7 protein-coding genes are annotated in these 15,233 nt (G+C 77.4%); all 7 read left to right on the plus strand.

Annotated features, from left to right (window positions below):
- The first annotated feature begins 14 nt into the window (after nucleotides 1-14).
- Nucleotides 15-2,216, plus strand: coding sequence for a serine/threonine-protein kinase (locus B124_RS19525; RefSeq protein WP_496504157.1), 2,202 nt, complete (start codon nucleotides 15-17; stop codon nucleotides 2,214-2,216).
- Nucleotides 2,217-2,353: 137 nt separating this feature from the next.
- Entirely contained in the window at nucleotides 2,354-6,391 is a 4,038-nt protein-coding gene (locus B124_RS19530) for a serine/threonine kinase C-terminal domain-containing protein (RefSeq protein ID WP_496504158.1), read from the plus strand.
- A 159-nt stretch (nucleotides 6,392-6,550) separates the two neighbouring features.
- Nucleotides 6,551-7,801: an APC family permease gene (locus B124_RS19535; RefSeq protein WP_496504159.1), complete on the plus strand. Its 1,251-nt coding sequence runs from the start codon at nucleotides 6,551-6,553 to the stop codon at nucleotides 7,799-7,801.
- 131 nt (nucleotides 7,802-7,932) lie between these two features.
- A complete protein-coding gene (locus B124_RS19540) occupies nucleotides 7,933-9,114 on the plus strand; it encodes a winged helix DNA-binding domain-containing protein (RefSeq protein ID WP_496504160.1) in 1,182 nt (393 codons plus the stop codon).
- Between the two features lie 44 nt (nucleotides 9,115-9,158).
- Nucleotides 9,159-10,763, plus strand: a complete 1,605-nt coding sequence (locus B124_RS19545; RefSeq protein WP_496504161.1) for a serine/threonine-protein kinase — start codon at nucleotides 9,159-9,161, stop codon at nucleotides 10,761-10,763.
- 147 nt (nucleotides 10,764-10,910) lie between these two features.
- Nucleotides 10,911-12,533: a succinic semialdehyde dehydrogenase gene (locus B124_RS19550; RefSeq protein WP_496504162.1), complete on the plus strand. Its 1,623-nt coding sequence runs from the start codon at nucleotides 10,911-10,913 to the stop codon at nucleotides 12,531-12,533.
- 404 nt (nucleotides 12,534-12,937) lie between these two features.
- A complete protein-coding gene (locus B124_RS19555; RefSeq protein WP_496504163.1) occupies nucleotides 12,938-15,214 on the plus strand; it encodes a hypothetical protein in 2,277 nt (758 codons plus the stop codon).
- Nucleotides 15,215-15,233: the final 19 nt, after the last annotated feature.

A 15,233-nucleotide genomic window follows, 5' to 3' on the forward strand; every position in this document is an offset into this window, starting at 1 on the left:
CGCTGAGGGGATCGATGGGGCGCGAAGGGGACGGCGCGACGGGTCGGCTGGTGGCCGGCCGCTATCGGCTCGGGGAGGTGCTCGGCCGTGGTGGCATGGGCACCGTCTGGCGTGCCACGGACGAGGTGCTGGGCCGCGCGGTGGCCGTCAAGGAGCTGCGCCTTCCCGCCAGCGTGGACGAGGACGAGAAGCGCCGCCTCATCACGCGAACGCTCCGCGAGGCCAAGGCGATCGCCCGGATCAGGAACACCGGCGCCGTCACGGTCTACGACGTCGTGGACGAGGACGACCGCCCGTGGATCGTCATGGAGCTCATCGAGGGCCGCTCGCTCTCCGACGTGACCCGCGATGACGGCCCGCTGACCCCGCGGCGCGCCGCCGAGGTCGGCCTCGCCGTGCTCGACGTGCTGCGCTCCGCCCACCGCGAGGGCATCCTGCACCGCGACGTGAAGCCGTCGAACGTGCTCATCTCCGACGACGGCCGCGTCGTGCTCACGGACTTCGGCATCGCGCTGGTCGAGGGCGACCCGTCGATCACCACGACGGGCATGCTCGTCGGCGCCCCGTCGTACATCTCGCCCGAGCGCGCCCGCGGCCAGCGGCCGGGGCCCGCGGCCGACCTGTGGTCCCTCGGCGGGCTGCTGTACGCGGCGGTGGAGGGGCACCCTCCGTACGACCTGGGGTCGGCCATCGCGACCCTGACCGCGGTGATGACCAAGCCCGTCGACCCGCCCAAGAATGCCGGTCCGCTGGAGGACTGCATCTACGGGCTGCTGCGCAAGGACCCCGCCGAGCGGCTGGACGACGCGGGCGCGCGGGCGTTGCTGCGCGCGGTCATCGACGCGCCGGAGGACGTGCCGGGCGAGCCCTCGGCGGCGACGGCGCCGACGAAGATGGTGCCGCTGCCGGTGGTGCCGGACGCGCGGCCCGAGGCCGACGACGGGCTGGGCGCGGCACCGGCCCAGACGCCGGCGCGGCGGAAGAAGACGGCGCGGAAGAAGTCGGAGCGCACGGGCGGGCCGGGGCGGGCCGGGACGGCTGCGGGCGCGGGTGCGCTCGGCGCCGGTGCGGCAGCCGGTGCCGGTACTGCCGCGGAGGCGGCGGCTCCGGCCGGCGTGCCGGCCCTGCCCCAGCTGCCGTCTCTGCCGCCGCAGCAGCGTCCGGAGTCCCAGCCCGGGGCGCCCAGTCGGCCGGCTTCGCCGCCGCGGCAGTCCGGGACCGGGGCCGGGGTTTCCGGAGCGGGCGCGGGGGCGGCCGGTTCGGGGTCCGGTGGGCGCGGGGCGGGGGCCGGTGCGTACGACGGCGAGGGCCCTTCCGCCCGTACGACGGCCGGCGGCACCGCACCGCGGCCGGGCGGCGCTTCTGCGGCCCGGGCCCAGGCGGGCGCCGGTGCGTTCGCGGCCCGGGTGGCGGAACTGCCCCGGCGCACGCTCGCGGTCATCGCCGCGGTGGTGGCGCTGGCGGTCCTCGGTACCGTGCTCGCCGTCGCGCTCGGCGGCGGCGAATCCGACTCGGGCTCGTCCGGCGACAGCGGGCAGAGCGCGGGCGCGGACGGGCAGGACGGCAAGGACGGGAAGCAGGGCAAGGACCAGGCCGGCTCCGGCAAGGACGACGCCCAGGAGGACAAGCGCCAGCAGGACTCCGCCGACGACGATGACGCCGCCGACGACGACTCCTCCGGCTCCGGCCCGGGGTCCGACGAGGACAAGGACGACGACGGCGCAGGCTCCGGCAAGGACCACGCCGCCGTACCCGCCGGCTACGCGACGCTCACCGAGCCGCAGTTCAGTTTCTCCGTGGCCCTCCCCGACGGCTGGCAGCGCACCGCCACCTCGCCCGGCGGCGGTGGCGCCATATTCAGCGGATCGTCCAGATTCCCGCGCGTGCAGATCGACTTCACGTCCTCGCCCAACAACACCCCGGGCGGCGCGCTGGCGAACTGGCAGGACATAGAGGGCGCGGTGAGTTCGACCAGCCCCGGCTACCGCAAGATCTCGATGAAGGAGGTCGAGTGGCGCGGCTATCCCACCGTCGCGGACTGGCAGTTCAGCCGCATACAGGACGGTCAGCGGATAAGGGTTCTGGACCGCGGTTTCGTCGTGGACGGCACCCACGGCTACGCGATAATGATCAGTTGCCCGGAGAGCGAGTGGAACGGCGCGGAGTGCCGCGGGCTGCGTGACACGGCGTTTGAATCCTTCAAGCCGGCCGACTAACCGGCGCGAGCAGGGCGCAGACCAACCGTCGAGCACGTATCGTGATGTCTCGCGGACCGTACGCATCCGGACCAGGCTGACTACCGACCGCATTTGGCCCGGTCTCAGGCTCATTGCGCGGTTGTGGGGAGGCGTTCGTGGACGACTACGCGGGCCGAGTGCTCGCCGACCGTTACCGGCTACCGGCTGCCGTCGACGCCGAACCCATCCACACGCGCGCCTTCGACACGTACAGCGGGCAGGACGTCCTCATCGGACAGGTGCCGCTGCCGGAGATCGTCGAGGCCGAGCTGATCGAGGACGGCGGGCGCGGCGCCGACCCTTCCGGGTACGGCGAGGGGGCGGGCCGGAGCGCGGCCAGCGTGGTGGTGCAGCGTGCGATGGACGCGGCCCGCGCGGCGGCGGCGATCCCCGACCACCCCCGGCTGGCGCAGGTCTTCGACGTCTTCGAGGAGGGCGGCAGCCTCTGGATCGTCAGCGAGCTGGTGCCCGCGCGGACGCTCGAAGGGCTGCTGGAGGAGCGGCCGTTGAGCCCGTACCGCGGGGCGGAGGTCGCGGCGGACATCCTCACGGCGCTGCGCGCCCTGCATGCGCACGGCTGGACCCACCGCAACATCACGACCCGCACGGTGCTCGTCTGCGACGACGGCCGGGTGGTCCTGACGGGCCTGGCGTCGGGCGCGGCGGAAGAGGCGCTGTGCGGGTACGACCCGCTGCCCCCGCCGCCCGGCCGCGGCGAACCCCCGCGCCCCTCGGGCAGCCCGGGGCCGCGCCCCGGCGTGCCGGCGGCGGACTCGGACCAGGGGCCGGGACCGGGGCCGGACGGCAGACTGCCGCAACTCCCGGACCCGGCGACGGGGTTCCTGCCGGCGCAGGGCCCTTCGCAGGACGGTCCGCGTGGGGAGATCGGGCAGCGGGCGGGCGGTGTCTTACCGCCGGCGTGGGACGCCGGCCCCGACGACGGTGCGAACGCGCGGGGCGGTGCGGGCCCGTACGGCACGCCGCCGTACGACGAGGACGACGAGGTGTGGCGCTCGGCTCCGTACGGGGCGGGGAGCGGCCGGCCGGACGCGGCGGACGGGCCGCGCGGTGACGCGGGTGCCGGTGACGGGTCCGATGAGCAGGACGAGGGCGAGGACGGCTGGCCGTTCGGCCCGTGGCAGCAGAGCGGTCCGGCTGCCGGTGCGGCGGGCGGGGGGCCCGGGGGCCGCGCGGCGGGCCCGGGGGGCCCGGGCGGTGGCCCGGCTCAACGGCCGTACGGGGGCGGGCCGCAGAGCGGCGTGCCGGGTGGGACGGCGGGGGACGAGCGCGGTGGCCCGGGTGGCGCTGTGCCGGGCGGTCGGGGACCGGGGCAGCCGACGCAGGCCGGTGCGCCGTCCCAACGCCCGCAGGCCGGCGGGCCGGTGGGCGGTCGCCCGGGCGGCGGGCATGGCGGCCCGCAGGGCGGAACGCACGGAGGCGGGGTGCCCGGGTACGGGAATCCGGCGGTGCCGGCGGCCCGGCACGGAGCCGGGGGACAGCCCTCCGGTGCCGATCCGTCCCGGACCGGCGGGCAGTTGCGCGGTGGATCCGGGTCCGCCCCCGCCGGTGGCGGCGGGCAGCAGACCGGGGACGGTACGCCCGCGGCGCGGGCCGGGGTGATGGCCGCCTACCAGGCCGGTACGCGAGCCGCCGAGGCGCGGCTCGCCGGCGGTGCCGGCGGTGGTGGTGCCGGAGGGCCGCGGGTGCAGGGGCCCGGGCGTCCGGTGGTGCCGGGGCAGTCGGCGCGTACACCCGAGGCCGGCCGGCCCCCGAGGGCGGGCGGCGCGGGTCCGACGTACAGCGACCGCATCGAGCTCAGCGGCAACCGTCCGGCGCAGGGCGGTGCCAACCCGGCCCCGCGGGCGGCCGGTTCGCCCGATGCCGGCGCCCCCTGGGACGACCTGCCGAACGACGCGGGCGAGGACGGCTACGACGAGTACGGCACCGCGGACCCGTACGGCACCCCGCCCCCCGGTGCGCCCAGCCCCTACCGGGGCACCGGCGCGGCCCCCGCCGGCCCGGCACCGCGCCCGGGCGGCCCCGTCTCGCCCGGCGCGCCCGGCGCCGGCCCCGCGCCCGGCGGCCCCGGTACGTACGGGGGCACGGCCCCGGGTGGCGGCGCTGGCGCGTCTGGCGGTATGCCGGTGGGGCCTGGTTCGTACGGCACGGGCGCGCCCGGTGGCCAGCGCGGGCCGGGTGGCGGCGGTGCGCCTGGAGTCGGCCCGTACCAGGGTGCGGGTCCGGTCGGGGCTCACGGTGGTCCCGGCGTTTCCTCCGGGGGTGCGGGCGGGGCCGGTTCCTCGGGCCGCTCCGGTGCGGGCTACGGCAGTCCGGGCGCCGCCGGCGGTTCTCGCGGGCCCGGCGCCCCTCATGGCAGACCCGGTTCGGGCCCCGCGCCCGGTGGCCCCGCGGCGTACGGCGCTCCCGGCGGCTCCGGCCCCGGGGCCCGCGGCTCCGGGGAGTACCCCGGTGCCGGGCAGGCCGGTGGCCGCGGTTCCGGTGCCTACGGCGGTCCCGGTGGACCCGGTTCGGGTCCCGGGCCCGGTGGTTCCGGTGGCGGCCACGGCGGCTCTCACGGCCCCGGCAGCTCCCGTCCACCCGGTGACCCCGCCGCGTACGGCGCGCCCGGCGGCTCCGGGGCCGGTGCCTACGGCAGCTCCCGGGCCCGGCCCGCCGACTTTGCCGAGCCCGATCCCCGTTCCCTGTCCGACTCCCTCCCCGGCGGCGCCTCCTACGGCGGCAGCCTGCCCGGCGTGCGGCCCGGTGCCTCCATCGCCGTGCCCGTCGGGGCGCAGGCCGTGCCCGTGCCGCGCGACGAGGCGCCCGGGCCCGTGGCCGGCGGGGCCGCGCGGTATCCCGGGCCCAGTACCCGGCTCGCCGCCGAGCGGGCCCGGCAGACCCGGATGCAGGTCGTCGGCGCCGTCACCGAGCGCTGGGCGCCCGAGCAGGCCGGGCCCGTCCACGAGCACTGGCAGCTCGCGCCCCCCGTCGGCCCCGCCGCCGACCTGTGGGCGCTCGGCGCGCTGCTCTTCCGCGCTGTCCAGGGGCACTCCGCGTACCCCGAAGAGGACGTCGCCGAGCTGGTGCAGCTCGTCTGCTCGGAGCCCGCCGCGCTCGCCGAGGAGTGCGGTGCCCTGCGCCCCGTCGTGGAGTCGCTGCTGCGTCAGGACCCCACGGAGCGGCCGGACTTCGAGGAGCTGCGCGGCTGGCTGCGGTCGCTGATCCGCACCGCGCCCGAGCCGGGCATCGGCAGCCGTACGGTCACCGTGCCGCAGTACGGCACCGGCCGCGGCGGCGATCCGCGGCGGCTGCCGATACTGCGGCGGCGCGGCGAGCTGATGCGCCGGCGGCGCGCCAGCAAGTCGCCGGTGCCGGTGCACGCGCGGCACAAACGCCGTGCGCGCCGCGGCCCGCGCGGGCCCCGCAGCCTCGGCCGTACGCTCATCGCGCTGATCTTCGTCGCCATGGCCGGCGCCATCGCGTACGCGGCGATGTTCATGCCGCAGGCCGACGAGGCCGGCAGCCGCGACCAGCGCGGCGTCGTCGGCGCCGGCCCCAACGAGGAGCCGGAGGGCCAGGAGGCGCCGCCCGCGGGCTCCGGCGACCCGAACGAGCCCGAGGAACGCCGGCAGCCGAAGGAGCCCGACGACGACCCCGACCGGCCGAACGACGGCGACCAGGGCGGCGGCGCCGGTTCCGAGCTGCCCGACGGCTTCGTGCTCCGCGAGGACCCGGCGGGCTTCGAGGTCGCCGTGCGCGAGGACTGGCAGCGCGTCGGCGGCAGCGACGGTCAGGTCCGCTACGCCAGCGGGGACTACGAACTCGTCGTCGTCCCCGGCCGCGACGGCGTCGGCGAGTTCGGCAGCGACCCGATGGCGTACCAGCAGCAGAGCGAGCCGGAGCTCGACGAGTACCGCGACTCCGCGTGGGCGCAGGCCGACGGGCTGCGGCGGATCGAGGTCGGTCAGCAGGTGATGGCCGAGGGCGAGTTCGAGTGGACGGACGGCAGCGGGCGGCAGGTGCACGCGCGCAACCTGGCGATGATCTGGGGCGACAGCTACCACGTGCTGCTGCTGATCGGGCCGGAGGGCGAGAACGCGGACGTTGAACGGTTCCACCGGATCGCGGCGGAGAGCTACCGGCCCACGGGATGAGCCGGCCGGGCCGGCAGCGGGGTCCCGCGTGAGGCGGGGCCCCGCGGTTCGCCCGCTGCGCGGGCCCGGTGGCCCGTTCACTCCCGTACGCGCCACTTGCCTCCTTGTCCGGGACCAGCGCACCCCTTGCCTGTCACCTTCCTCCGCTACCCTCCACCCATGTCCGACCAGGCCACCCCGCTCGCCCGCCGCCTCGGCGTCGGCGACGCCGTGCTCGTCGGTCTCGGCGCCATGCTCGGCGCCGGGATCTTCGCCGCTCTCGCCCCCGCCGCCCGCGCCGCCGGCTCCGGGCTGCTGATCGGCCTCGCCGCCGCCGCCGTCGTCGCGTACTGCAACGCCACCTCCTCCGCCCGCCTCGCGGCCCGCTACCCGGCCTCCGGCGGCACCTACGTCTACGGCCGCGAGCGCCTCGGCCCGTTCTGGGGCTACCTCGCCGGGTGGGCGTTCGTCGTCGGCAAGACCGCGTCCTGCGCGGCGATGGCGCTGACGGTCGGCGCGTACGCCTGGCCGGAGCACAAGCACGTCGTCGCGGTCGCCGCCGTCGTCGCGCTGACGGCCGTCAACTACCGCGGGGTGCAGAAGTCCGCGCTCCTCACCCGGGTGATCGTCGCCATTGTGCTCGCGGTGCTGGCCGCGGTCGTCGTGGCGGCGCTGACCAGCGGCGGCGCCGAGGCGGACCGGCTGCGGCCGGGCGACGACGCCTCGGTGCGGGGGGTGCTGGAGGCGGCGGGGCTGCTGTTCTTCGCGTTCGCCGGGTACGCGCGCATCACCACGCTCGGCGAGGAGGTACGCGACCCGGAGCGCACGATTCCGCGCGCCGTGCCCGTGGCGCTGGGCGTCACGCTCGTCGCGTACGCGGCGGTGGCGGTGGCCGTCCTCGCCGTCCTCGGCCCCGGCGGTCTCGCGCACGCGACAGCGCCGGTCTCGGACGCGGCGTCGGCGGCGGGCGCGGACTGGCTGGAGCCGGTGGCGCGGGTCGGGGCGGCCGTGGCGGCGCTGGGGGCGCTGCTGGGGCTGATCCTCGGGATCTCCCGCACCACGCTGGCGATGGCCAGGGACCGCCACCTGCCGCACGGCCTCGCGGCGGTGCACGAGCGGTTCCAGGTGCCGCACCGGGCGGAGCTGGCGGTCGGCGTGGTGGTGTCAGTGGTGGCTGCGACAGTGGACGTGCGCGGGGCGATCGGGTTCTCGTCCTTCGGGGTGCTGCTGTACTACGCCGTCGCCAACGCCTCGGCGTGGACGCTGAGTCCGCAGGAGGGCCGCCCGCCGCGCGTGGTGCCGGCGGTGGGGCTCGCGGGGTGCGTGGTGCTGGCGTTCTCGCTGCCGCCGGTGTCGGTGGCGGCGGGCGCGGGGGTGCTGGCGGCGGGCGCGGTGGCGTATGCGGTACGGGGCCGGTGGGCGCAGCGGTGACGGGGCACTGACGGGGCACCGACGGGGAGAGGACGGATGACGGGTAACCCGCCGGGGGCGCGGGGCCGTTCCGGCGCCGGTGCGCGTGCCGGTGGCGCGGGCCTGTGCCGCGCCGCGGAGAGGCCCGGCCCGTGACCGGCCCCGGCGTCCTTCTCGCGCGGGCGCGGGCGCAGTGTGTCGCCGGGGGCGTGCGGTGCGCCGGCGCCGAGGAGGTGGTGGAGCGCGTCTTCGCCGTGCAGGCGCAGGACGTGGAGGCCGCGGCGCTCGGGCTGCGGGCGCGCTCGTACGGGCTCACCCGCACCGCCGTGCGCGAGGCGCTGGAGGAGCGGCGGACCCTGTTCCGCGGGTGGTTCATGCGCGGCACGCTGCACCTCGTGCCCGCGGCCGACGTGCCCTGGCTGCTCGCGCTCTATGGCCCCCGCCTCATCTCCCGTGCCGCGCGGCGCTACCGCGACCTCGGACTGGACGAGGACCTGTGCGAGCGTGCGGAGCGCGTCGTCGCCGACGCGGTCGCCGCCCACGGACCGCTGACCCGCGCCGAGTTGACCGAGCGGCTCGCGCGCGTCGGCGTCGAGCCGGCCGGGCAGGCGCCGATCCACGTCATCCGCAGGGCGGTGCTCGCCGGGCTGGTCTGCCACGGGCCGCTGCGCGCGGGCGAGCCCACGTACGTCGCGCTGCGCGACTGGCTGCCGCCGCCGTCCGGCCCGCAGCCGGCCGGCGACGCCGCGGTGCGCGAACTGGTCCGCCGCTACCTGCGCGGCCACGGACCCGCCGGGCCGGAGGACTTCGCCGCCTGGTCCGGCCTCCCGGCGGGCGCGGCACGCCGGGTATGGCCGGAGGCGACGACCGGCACCCCGTCGACCGGCACCCCGTCGACCGGCGCCCCGTCGACCGGCGCCCCGGAGCCCGGTGCCCCGGAGCCCGGCCCCCCGGCCCCGGGCGCTCCGCCCGCGCCGGACGCGGACGTGCCGGGCTCCGCGCCCGAGTCCCGCCCCGAAGGCCCGTACGCCGCCCGCCTGCCGGATCTCCCCGCTCCGCCCGCCCCCGACGTCCGGCTTCTCCCCGCCTACGACGACTACTGGCTCGGCTGGCGCGACCGCGACGCCGCCATCCCCCCGGAGTCCGTCCGCGCCGTCCGACCCGGCGGCGGCCAGATCCGCGCCGCTGTTACCGTGAATGGCCGCGCGGTCGGCACCTGGACCCGCCCGCGGAAGGGAAACGTGCAGGTCCGCATGGACGCCGAAGTCCCCGAGCGGGTCGCGGCGGATGTCACGGCGGAGGCCGCCGATGTCGCACGTTTTCTACAGAGCTGATATCCGCAGGAGCGACCACGCGCACGTGCGCTATTGATGGTGGGATGACGGACGAGGGGGAACAGGTGGGGGACGAGCCCACGAGCTACGGCCTGCGGCCACCGCAGCAGAACGCCAACGGCGTCGCGCAGGAGCCCGCGGCCACGCAGGTCGTCGCCGATCCCGCGGCGGGCCGGCTGATCGGCGGGCGCTACCGCCTCGCCGCCCGTCTCGGCGTCGGCGGCATGGGCACGGTGTGGCGGGCCCACGACGAGGTCGTCGACCGCGACGTCGCCGTGAAGGAGCCCCGGCTGCCCGCCGATCTCGACGAGCGGACGCGGCAGACGGCGTACGAGCGGATGCAGCGCGAGGCCCGCGCCGCCGCCCGGATCGACCACCCCTCCGTCGTCACCGTGCACGACGTGGTGGTGGAGGAGGGCAGCCCCTGGATCGTGATGGAGCTGGTCCGGGGGCGCTCCCTCGGCGACCAGCTCACCGAGGGCACGCTCGACCCGCGCGAGGTGGCGCGCATCGGCGGCGCCGTGCTCGGCGCGCTGACCGCCGCGCACGAGGCGGGGATCCTGCACCGCGACGTCAAGCCCGACAACGTGCTGCTCGGCCGGCACGACCGCGTCGTGCTCACCGACTTCGGCATCGCGCAGATCGAGGGGGAGCAGGGGCTGACGGAGACCGGGGCGTTCGTCGGGTCGCCGGAGTACATCGCGCCGGAGCGGGTGCTCGGCCAGCGGCCGGGTCCTGAGTCGGACCTGTGGTCGCTGGGCGTGGTGATGTACGCGGCCGTCGAGGGCATGTCCCCGTACCGCAGGCAGACCGCGCCGGCGACGCTGCAGGCCGTGCTCTCCGCCGAGCCGGCGGCGCCGGCGCGCGGCTCCGGGGCGCTCGGCACGGTCGTGATGCAGTTGCTGCGCAAGGACCCGGCGTCGCGGCCGGCGCCGGACGAGGTACGCCGGCAGCTTGAGGCGGTGGCCCGGCCGGCGCCGGCGCCGACGATGATCGCCCCGGTCCCGGGCGGCGCGGCCGGGTCCGCCGGCGGGCGCGGCGGGAAGCTGGCCGCGGCGCTGCCGAAGGGGCGCGGCGGGCGGCTGGGCGTGCTGGGCGGGGCGATAGCCGTGGTGGCGGCGCTGGTGCTGGTGGTCGCGAACCCGTTCGGCGGCGGCGACGGCGCACCGGAGGGCTGGCGGACGTACGACGAGACGGAGCAGCTCAAGGCGGAGCTGGCGGTGCCGGAGGACTTCAAGCGCAGCGTCGACGAGGACACGGTCACGTACACCGACCCGGGCGGCTCGCCCAAGCTGTGGCTCACCCGCTACTCCGGCACCGCGGACAGCGCGCTGAGCGAGGCCAACGACTCCCTCGCCTGCGACAAGGGCGAGGACCTCGAATGCTCCGCACTGAGCGAGGACGTCGACGGCTCGGTCACGGAGTACGACTACCGGGGCAAGAAGGCCGCCGAGATGACCGAGACCTGGACCCGCGACGCGGGCTTCGAGGACGAGGCCGAGATGCGCAGCCGGGAGTTCTTCTACGTCAACGACGACAACATCGGCTGGCACCTGACCGTGGAGATGCCGGCCGCGGGCGAGGGCAAGCGGGACGGCGAGCGGGTCTTCGACGGGGTCATGGACTCGCTGGAGATCCAGGACCTGTGACGGGGCGGGGCGCGGCGCCTGGGCGGGGCCGGGGCGCCGCCGGGCGGCGCGCCCGCGCCGCCCCGCACGTATGAGCCAGCAATTGCTGGCGGAATCCGGTTACCGGCAGGTATCCAAAGGCCCCGCGGGGGTCCTACCCTCGGCCGTATGACGGAGACCGCCGCAGGCAACCCCACCGCTTCCGCTTCCGACGGCGCCCGCACCGCCGGCGCCGTCGCCGCCGAGTTCGTCACGCCCGCGCTCGTCGAGCGCCTGACCCGCGGCGTCGCCGGCTCCGGCACCGTCGCCGTCCGCTGCCCGCTGACCGGCGAGGTGCTGGCCGACGTGCCGGAGGCGGCGCCCGCGGACGTCGAGGCCGCGTTCGAGCGCGCCCGCGCCGCGCAGCGCGCCTGGGCGGCCAGGCCCGTACGCGAACGGGCGGCCGTGCTGCTCCGCTTCCACGACCTGCTCCTGCGGCACCAGGACGAGGTCCTGGACCTCGTGCAATTGGAGACCGGCAAGGCGCGGCTGCACGCGCACGAGGAGGTGCAGGCCGTCGCCGTCGCCGCCCGCCACTACGGCCGCCGGGCCCCCGCCTACCTCGGCCCCCGGCGCCACACCGGCGCCCTGCCGACGCTGACGAAGGTCACCGAGCTGCGCCACCCGCGGGGCGTCGTCGGCCAGATCGCGCCCTGGAACTACCCGCTCGAACTCTCCGTCGGCGACGCCCTGCCCGCCTTCGCCGCGGGCAACGCGCTCGTCATGAAGCCCGACTCCAAGACCCCGCTGACCGCCCTGTGGGCGCGCCGGAAGCTGGTGGAGGCCGGGCTGCCGGAGGACGTGTGGCAGGTCGTGGTCGGCCCCGGCCCCGTCGTCGGCCCCGAGATCGTCCGGCACGCCGACTACGTCTCCTTCACCGGCTCCACCCGCACCGGCCGCGAGGTCGCCCAGGGCGCCGCGGCCCGGCTCGTCGGCGCCTCGCTGGAACTCGGCGGCAAGAACGCCATGCTGGTGCTCGCCGACGCCGATGTGGAGAAGGCGGCGGAGGGCGCGGTGCGCGCCGCGTTCGCGTCGGCGGGGCAGTTGTGCATCTCCGTCGAGCGGCTGTACGTGCACGAGTCGGTCGCCGACGCCTTCCTCGCCCGCTTCGTCGCCAGGACGAAGGCCATGCGCCTGGGCAACACCCTCGGCTTCGGCGCCGACATGGGCTCGCTCGTCAGCGGCCAGCAGTTGGAGACCGTCACCCGGCACGTGGAACAGGCGGTCGGCAAGGGCGCCGAGGTGCTGGTCGGCGGGCGGGCGCGGCCCGACGTCGGCCCGTACTTCTACGAGCCGACGATCCTGGACGGCGTCGAGCCCGGCATGACCGTCTGCGACGAGGAGACCTTCGGGCCCGTCGTCTCCGTCTACCGCTTCCGCGACGAGGACGACGCCGTCGCCCGCGCCAACGCGACGCCGTACGGGCTGAACGCCAGCGTGTGGACGAAGGACGCGCGCCGGGGCAGCCGGATCGCGGCGCGGCTGCAGACCGGGACGGTGAACGTCAACGAGGGCTACGGGGCCGCGTACGGCAGCGTGCAGTCGCCCATGGGCGGGATGAAGGACTCCGGGCTCGGCCGAAGGCACGGGTCGGAGGGGATCCTGAAGTACACCGAGTCGCAGACGGTGGCGCAGCAGCGGGTGGTGCCGCTGGCGCCGTTCGCACTGGGGCCGCTGCGGTACGACGACAAGGGATACGTGGCGTTCATGACCCGGGGGCTGCGGGCGCTGAAGGCGCTGCGGTTCCGCTGAGGGCGGAGCTGTGAAGGGCGGGGCTGTGAAGGGCCGGGCTGTGAAGGGCCGGGCTGTGAAGGGCCGCGCTGAGGCGGTGCGCCTCCCGCCGTACGCCATGAGCCGTCCGCCGGGAGGGGAACGGCCGGCCCGGGCGTCCCCGGGGCCGGCCGTATCCCTGTCGGGACCGGATTGCTGTCCCCTGCATCCGGTCCGCACCGCGTTCAACGAACCGGGCGCCGCGGCGGTCACGGGACCCGGACGCGACCGGGTGACCGGTGCGAACGGATTGACCCGGACCGCCCCTCCCACCGATCCTGCTGAAACCATTCTGTGTGCGGGCGGGCGGGCTCCGCTTTCGGATATCGGATCGTCACCGTAGGAGTATGGAAGGCAGAGGTCCGAATGGCCTTGAATGCAGTGTCATGCACTTCCTCCGGCCGCTGGTGACGTTCCCGCGCGTGGTGCGCCACTACTCCTGGGTCGGCGCCGACTTGCCCCTGGACGACGACGTCCTGCTCGACGCCGTCGACTACCGCGTCCGCGCGGTCCTCCCGGCCGCCGGCGACGGCGACTTCCGCCCCGCCGGCGAACTCCTCGCCGCCGTGGGGCATGCGGCGGAGTGGGAGCGGCGGGACACCTACATCGCCGAGCTGGCGACCGCCGCCCTCACCGACGACACGTGGCTGCGGCGGTGGCGGGAGTGGGACCCGGGGTGCGGCGACGCGGCGGCGATCGAGGCGGAGCGGCTGCTGCGGGCGCGGCGCGCGGAGGAGCAGGCGGCGCGGCGGCGGCGGTTCGAGGGCTGGTGCGTACGGCGGCGGGGCGGGGCGGGCGCGCAGGGCCCCGGGGCAGGCCCCGGGACCGCGTCTGCCGACGGCCCGGGGACCGGCGCCGGCCGGGGCGGTGGGCCGGACGGGCCGGACGGGGCGGGAGCCGGCGTGGCCGACGCGGAGTCGTGGCCGGGATACCCGGGACACCCGGGATACGGGGTGCCGGGCGCGGGACCCGGGTACGGCCGGCCGGGCGCCGGCGCGAGGACCGCCCCCGGCGCCGGGCCGGGGGGCCCGACGGCGGGGGCCGGCACCGATCCCCGTACCGGAGCGGCCGGTGCCGGCGGCGAACGGCCGCCCCGGGACGCGGACCGGCCGGGCGGGCTCGCCGCCACCGACGCCCGGGCGGTGCTGCGCGATGTGCTGCCCCTCGTCCGGCTGGCCGCGGCGAAGGCGCCCCGCGACCCCGTGCCGTGGCGCATCGCCCTCGACCACGCCACCGCCGTACGGGCGCCGCGGGAGGCGTTCGTCTCCCGGTTCGCCGAGGCCGTCGTCCGGGCGCCCGGCCACCACGGCGCGCACCTCGCGGCGCTGCGCTACCTCGCGCTCGTCGGGGACGCGGACGTCGAGGAACTGATGGTCTTCGCGGAGGAGTCGGCGGAGGAGGCGCTGCCGGGCTCGCTGCTGCACGCGCTGCCGCTGGAGGCCGTGGTGCTGGCGTGCCGGGAACGCGGCGGGCTGCCCGGCGGGCCGAACGCCGGCGAGCTGCCCAGTTCGCCCACCACCTGGGCGGTCGAACGCGCGCTTGAGCTGTCCGCGCACTACGAGCCCGGCGACCCCGAGGCTGCGGGCTTCCGCAACTGCCTTGCCGCCGCCCTCGTCCGCACCCGGCGCTGGGACGAGGCGCTTGAGGTGTTCCGCGCCATCGGCTCGGACGCCCGCCGCGTGCCCTGGGCGCAGCCCGGCGACGACCCGGAGGCCATCCGCCGCCGCTTCCTCCTGGCCCGTCAGGAGGTACGGGCCCAACTCGCCCGGTCCGTCCCGCTGTTCGGCCCCCGGCCCGACAACGCCCCGGGTCCCGGGGCGGCCTTCGGGCCGCCCGGGACCGGCGCCGCGCCGGCACCGGTCCCGTACGCCGGGATCATCGTCTGCACGGCCCCGCCGCCGGCGGTCGACAAGGCGGCGCACGCGGCGGGCCTGCGACTGCGCCTGACCGCCACGGGCGGCGCCCGCACCTGCGCCCAACTGCCTGCCCGGCGGCGCGCGGAGCCGGGCGGCCGGACGCCGGGGCGGGTGCCGGTGCGAGTGCCCGTGCGGTGGCCCCGGGGCCGTACGGAGACGGGGGAACCGCCGTCGCCGGACGCGCTGCTCGCCGCCGCGGCGGCGATGACACGGGGCGAGGGGTGGCCGGCGGTCGCGATGTACGCGGCGGACGGCGCGGCGGCGATCGCGGTGTACCGGTGCGGGGAGCGGACGGCGGAGTTCACGTGGCAGGCGGCGGGTGCGGCGCCGGCGTCGGTGACGGCGACGGTGCGGGACCTGACGCAGAGCACGTCGCCGGGGGGCGCGAACGGGGCGGTGGCGGGCGGTAGTTCGACGGCGGGCGGTGGCGCGGCGGCAGGCGGTGCGGCGGCGGACGGCGGGCCGCTGCTGCCGGGCGGCGGTACGAGGCGGGTGGCGCAGTTCGCGGAGGTACGGGACGCGGCGGAGGCCATCGCCGCGGCGCTGGTCGTCGCGGACGCCCGGCCGCTGACCGGTGTGCTGCGGACGGCGGGCACGCGGCGTCCCCGGAGCACGCTGGCCGAGGCGCTGCGCAGCCTGGGCCTGCCGGAGCTGGCCCCGGTCTTCGAAGCCGCGCCCACCGACCCGGACACCCCGCCGCCCTCCCGCCCCACGAGCCCGCAGCCGGGCCCGGACCCGCTGCCCTGAGCACGCCCTGCGGCTGCCC

Source organism: Streptomyces sp. CNP082 (genome assembly GCF_059570535.1).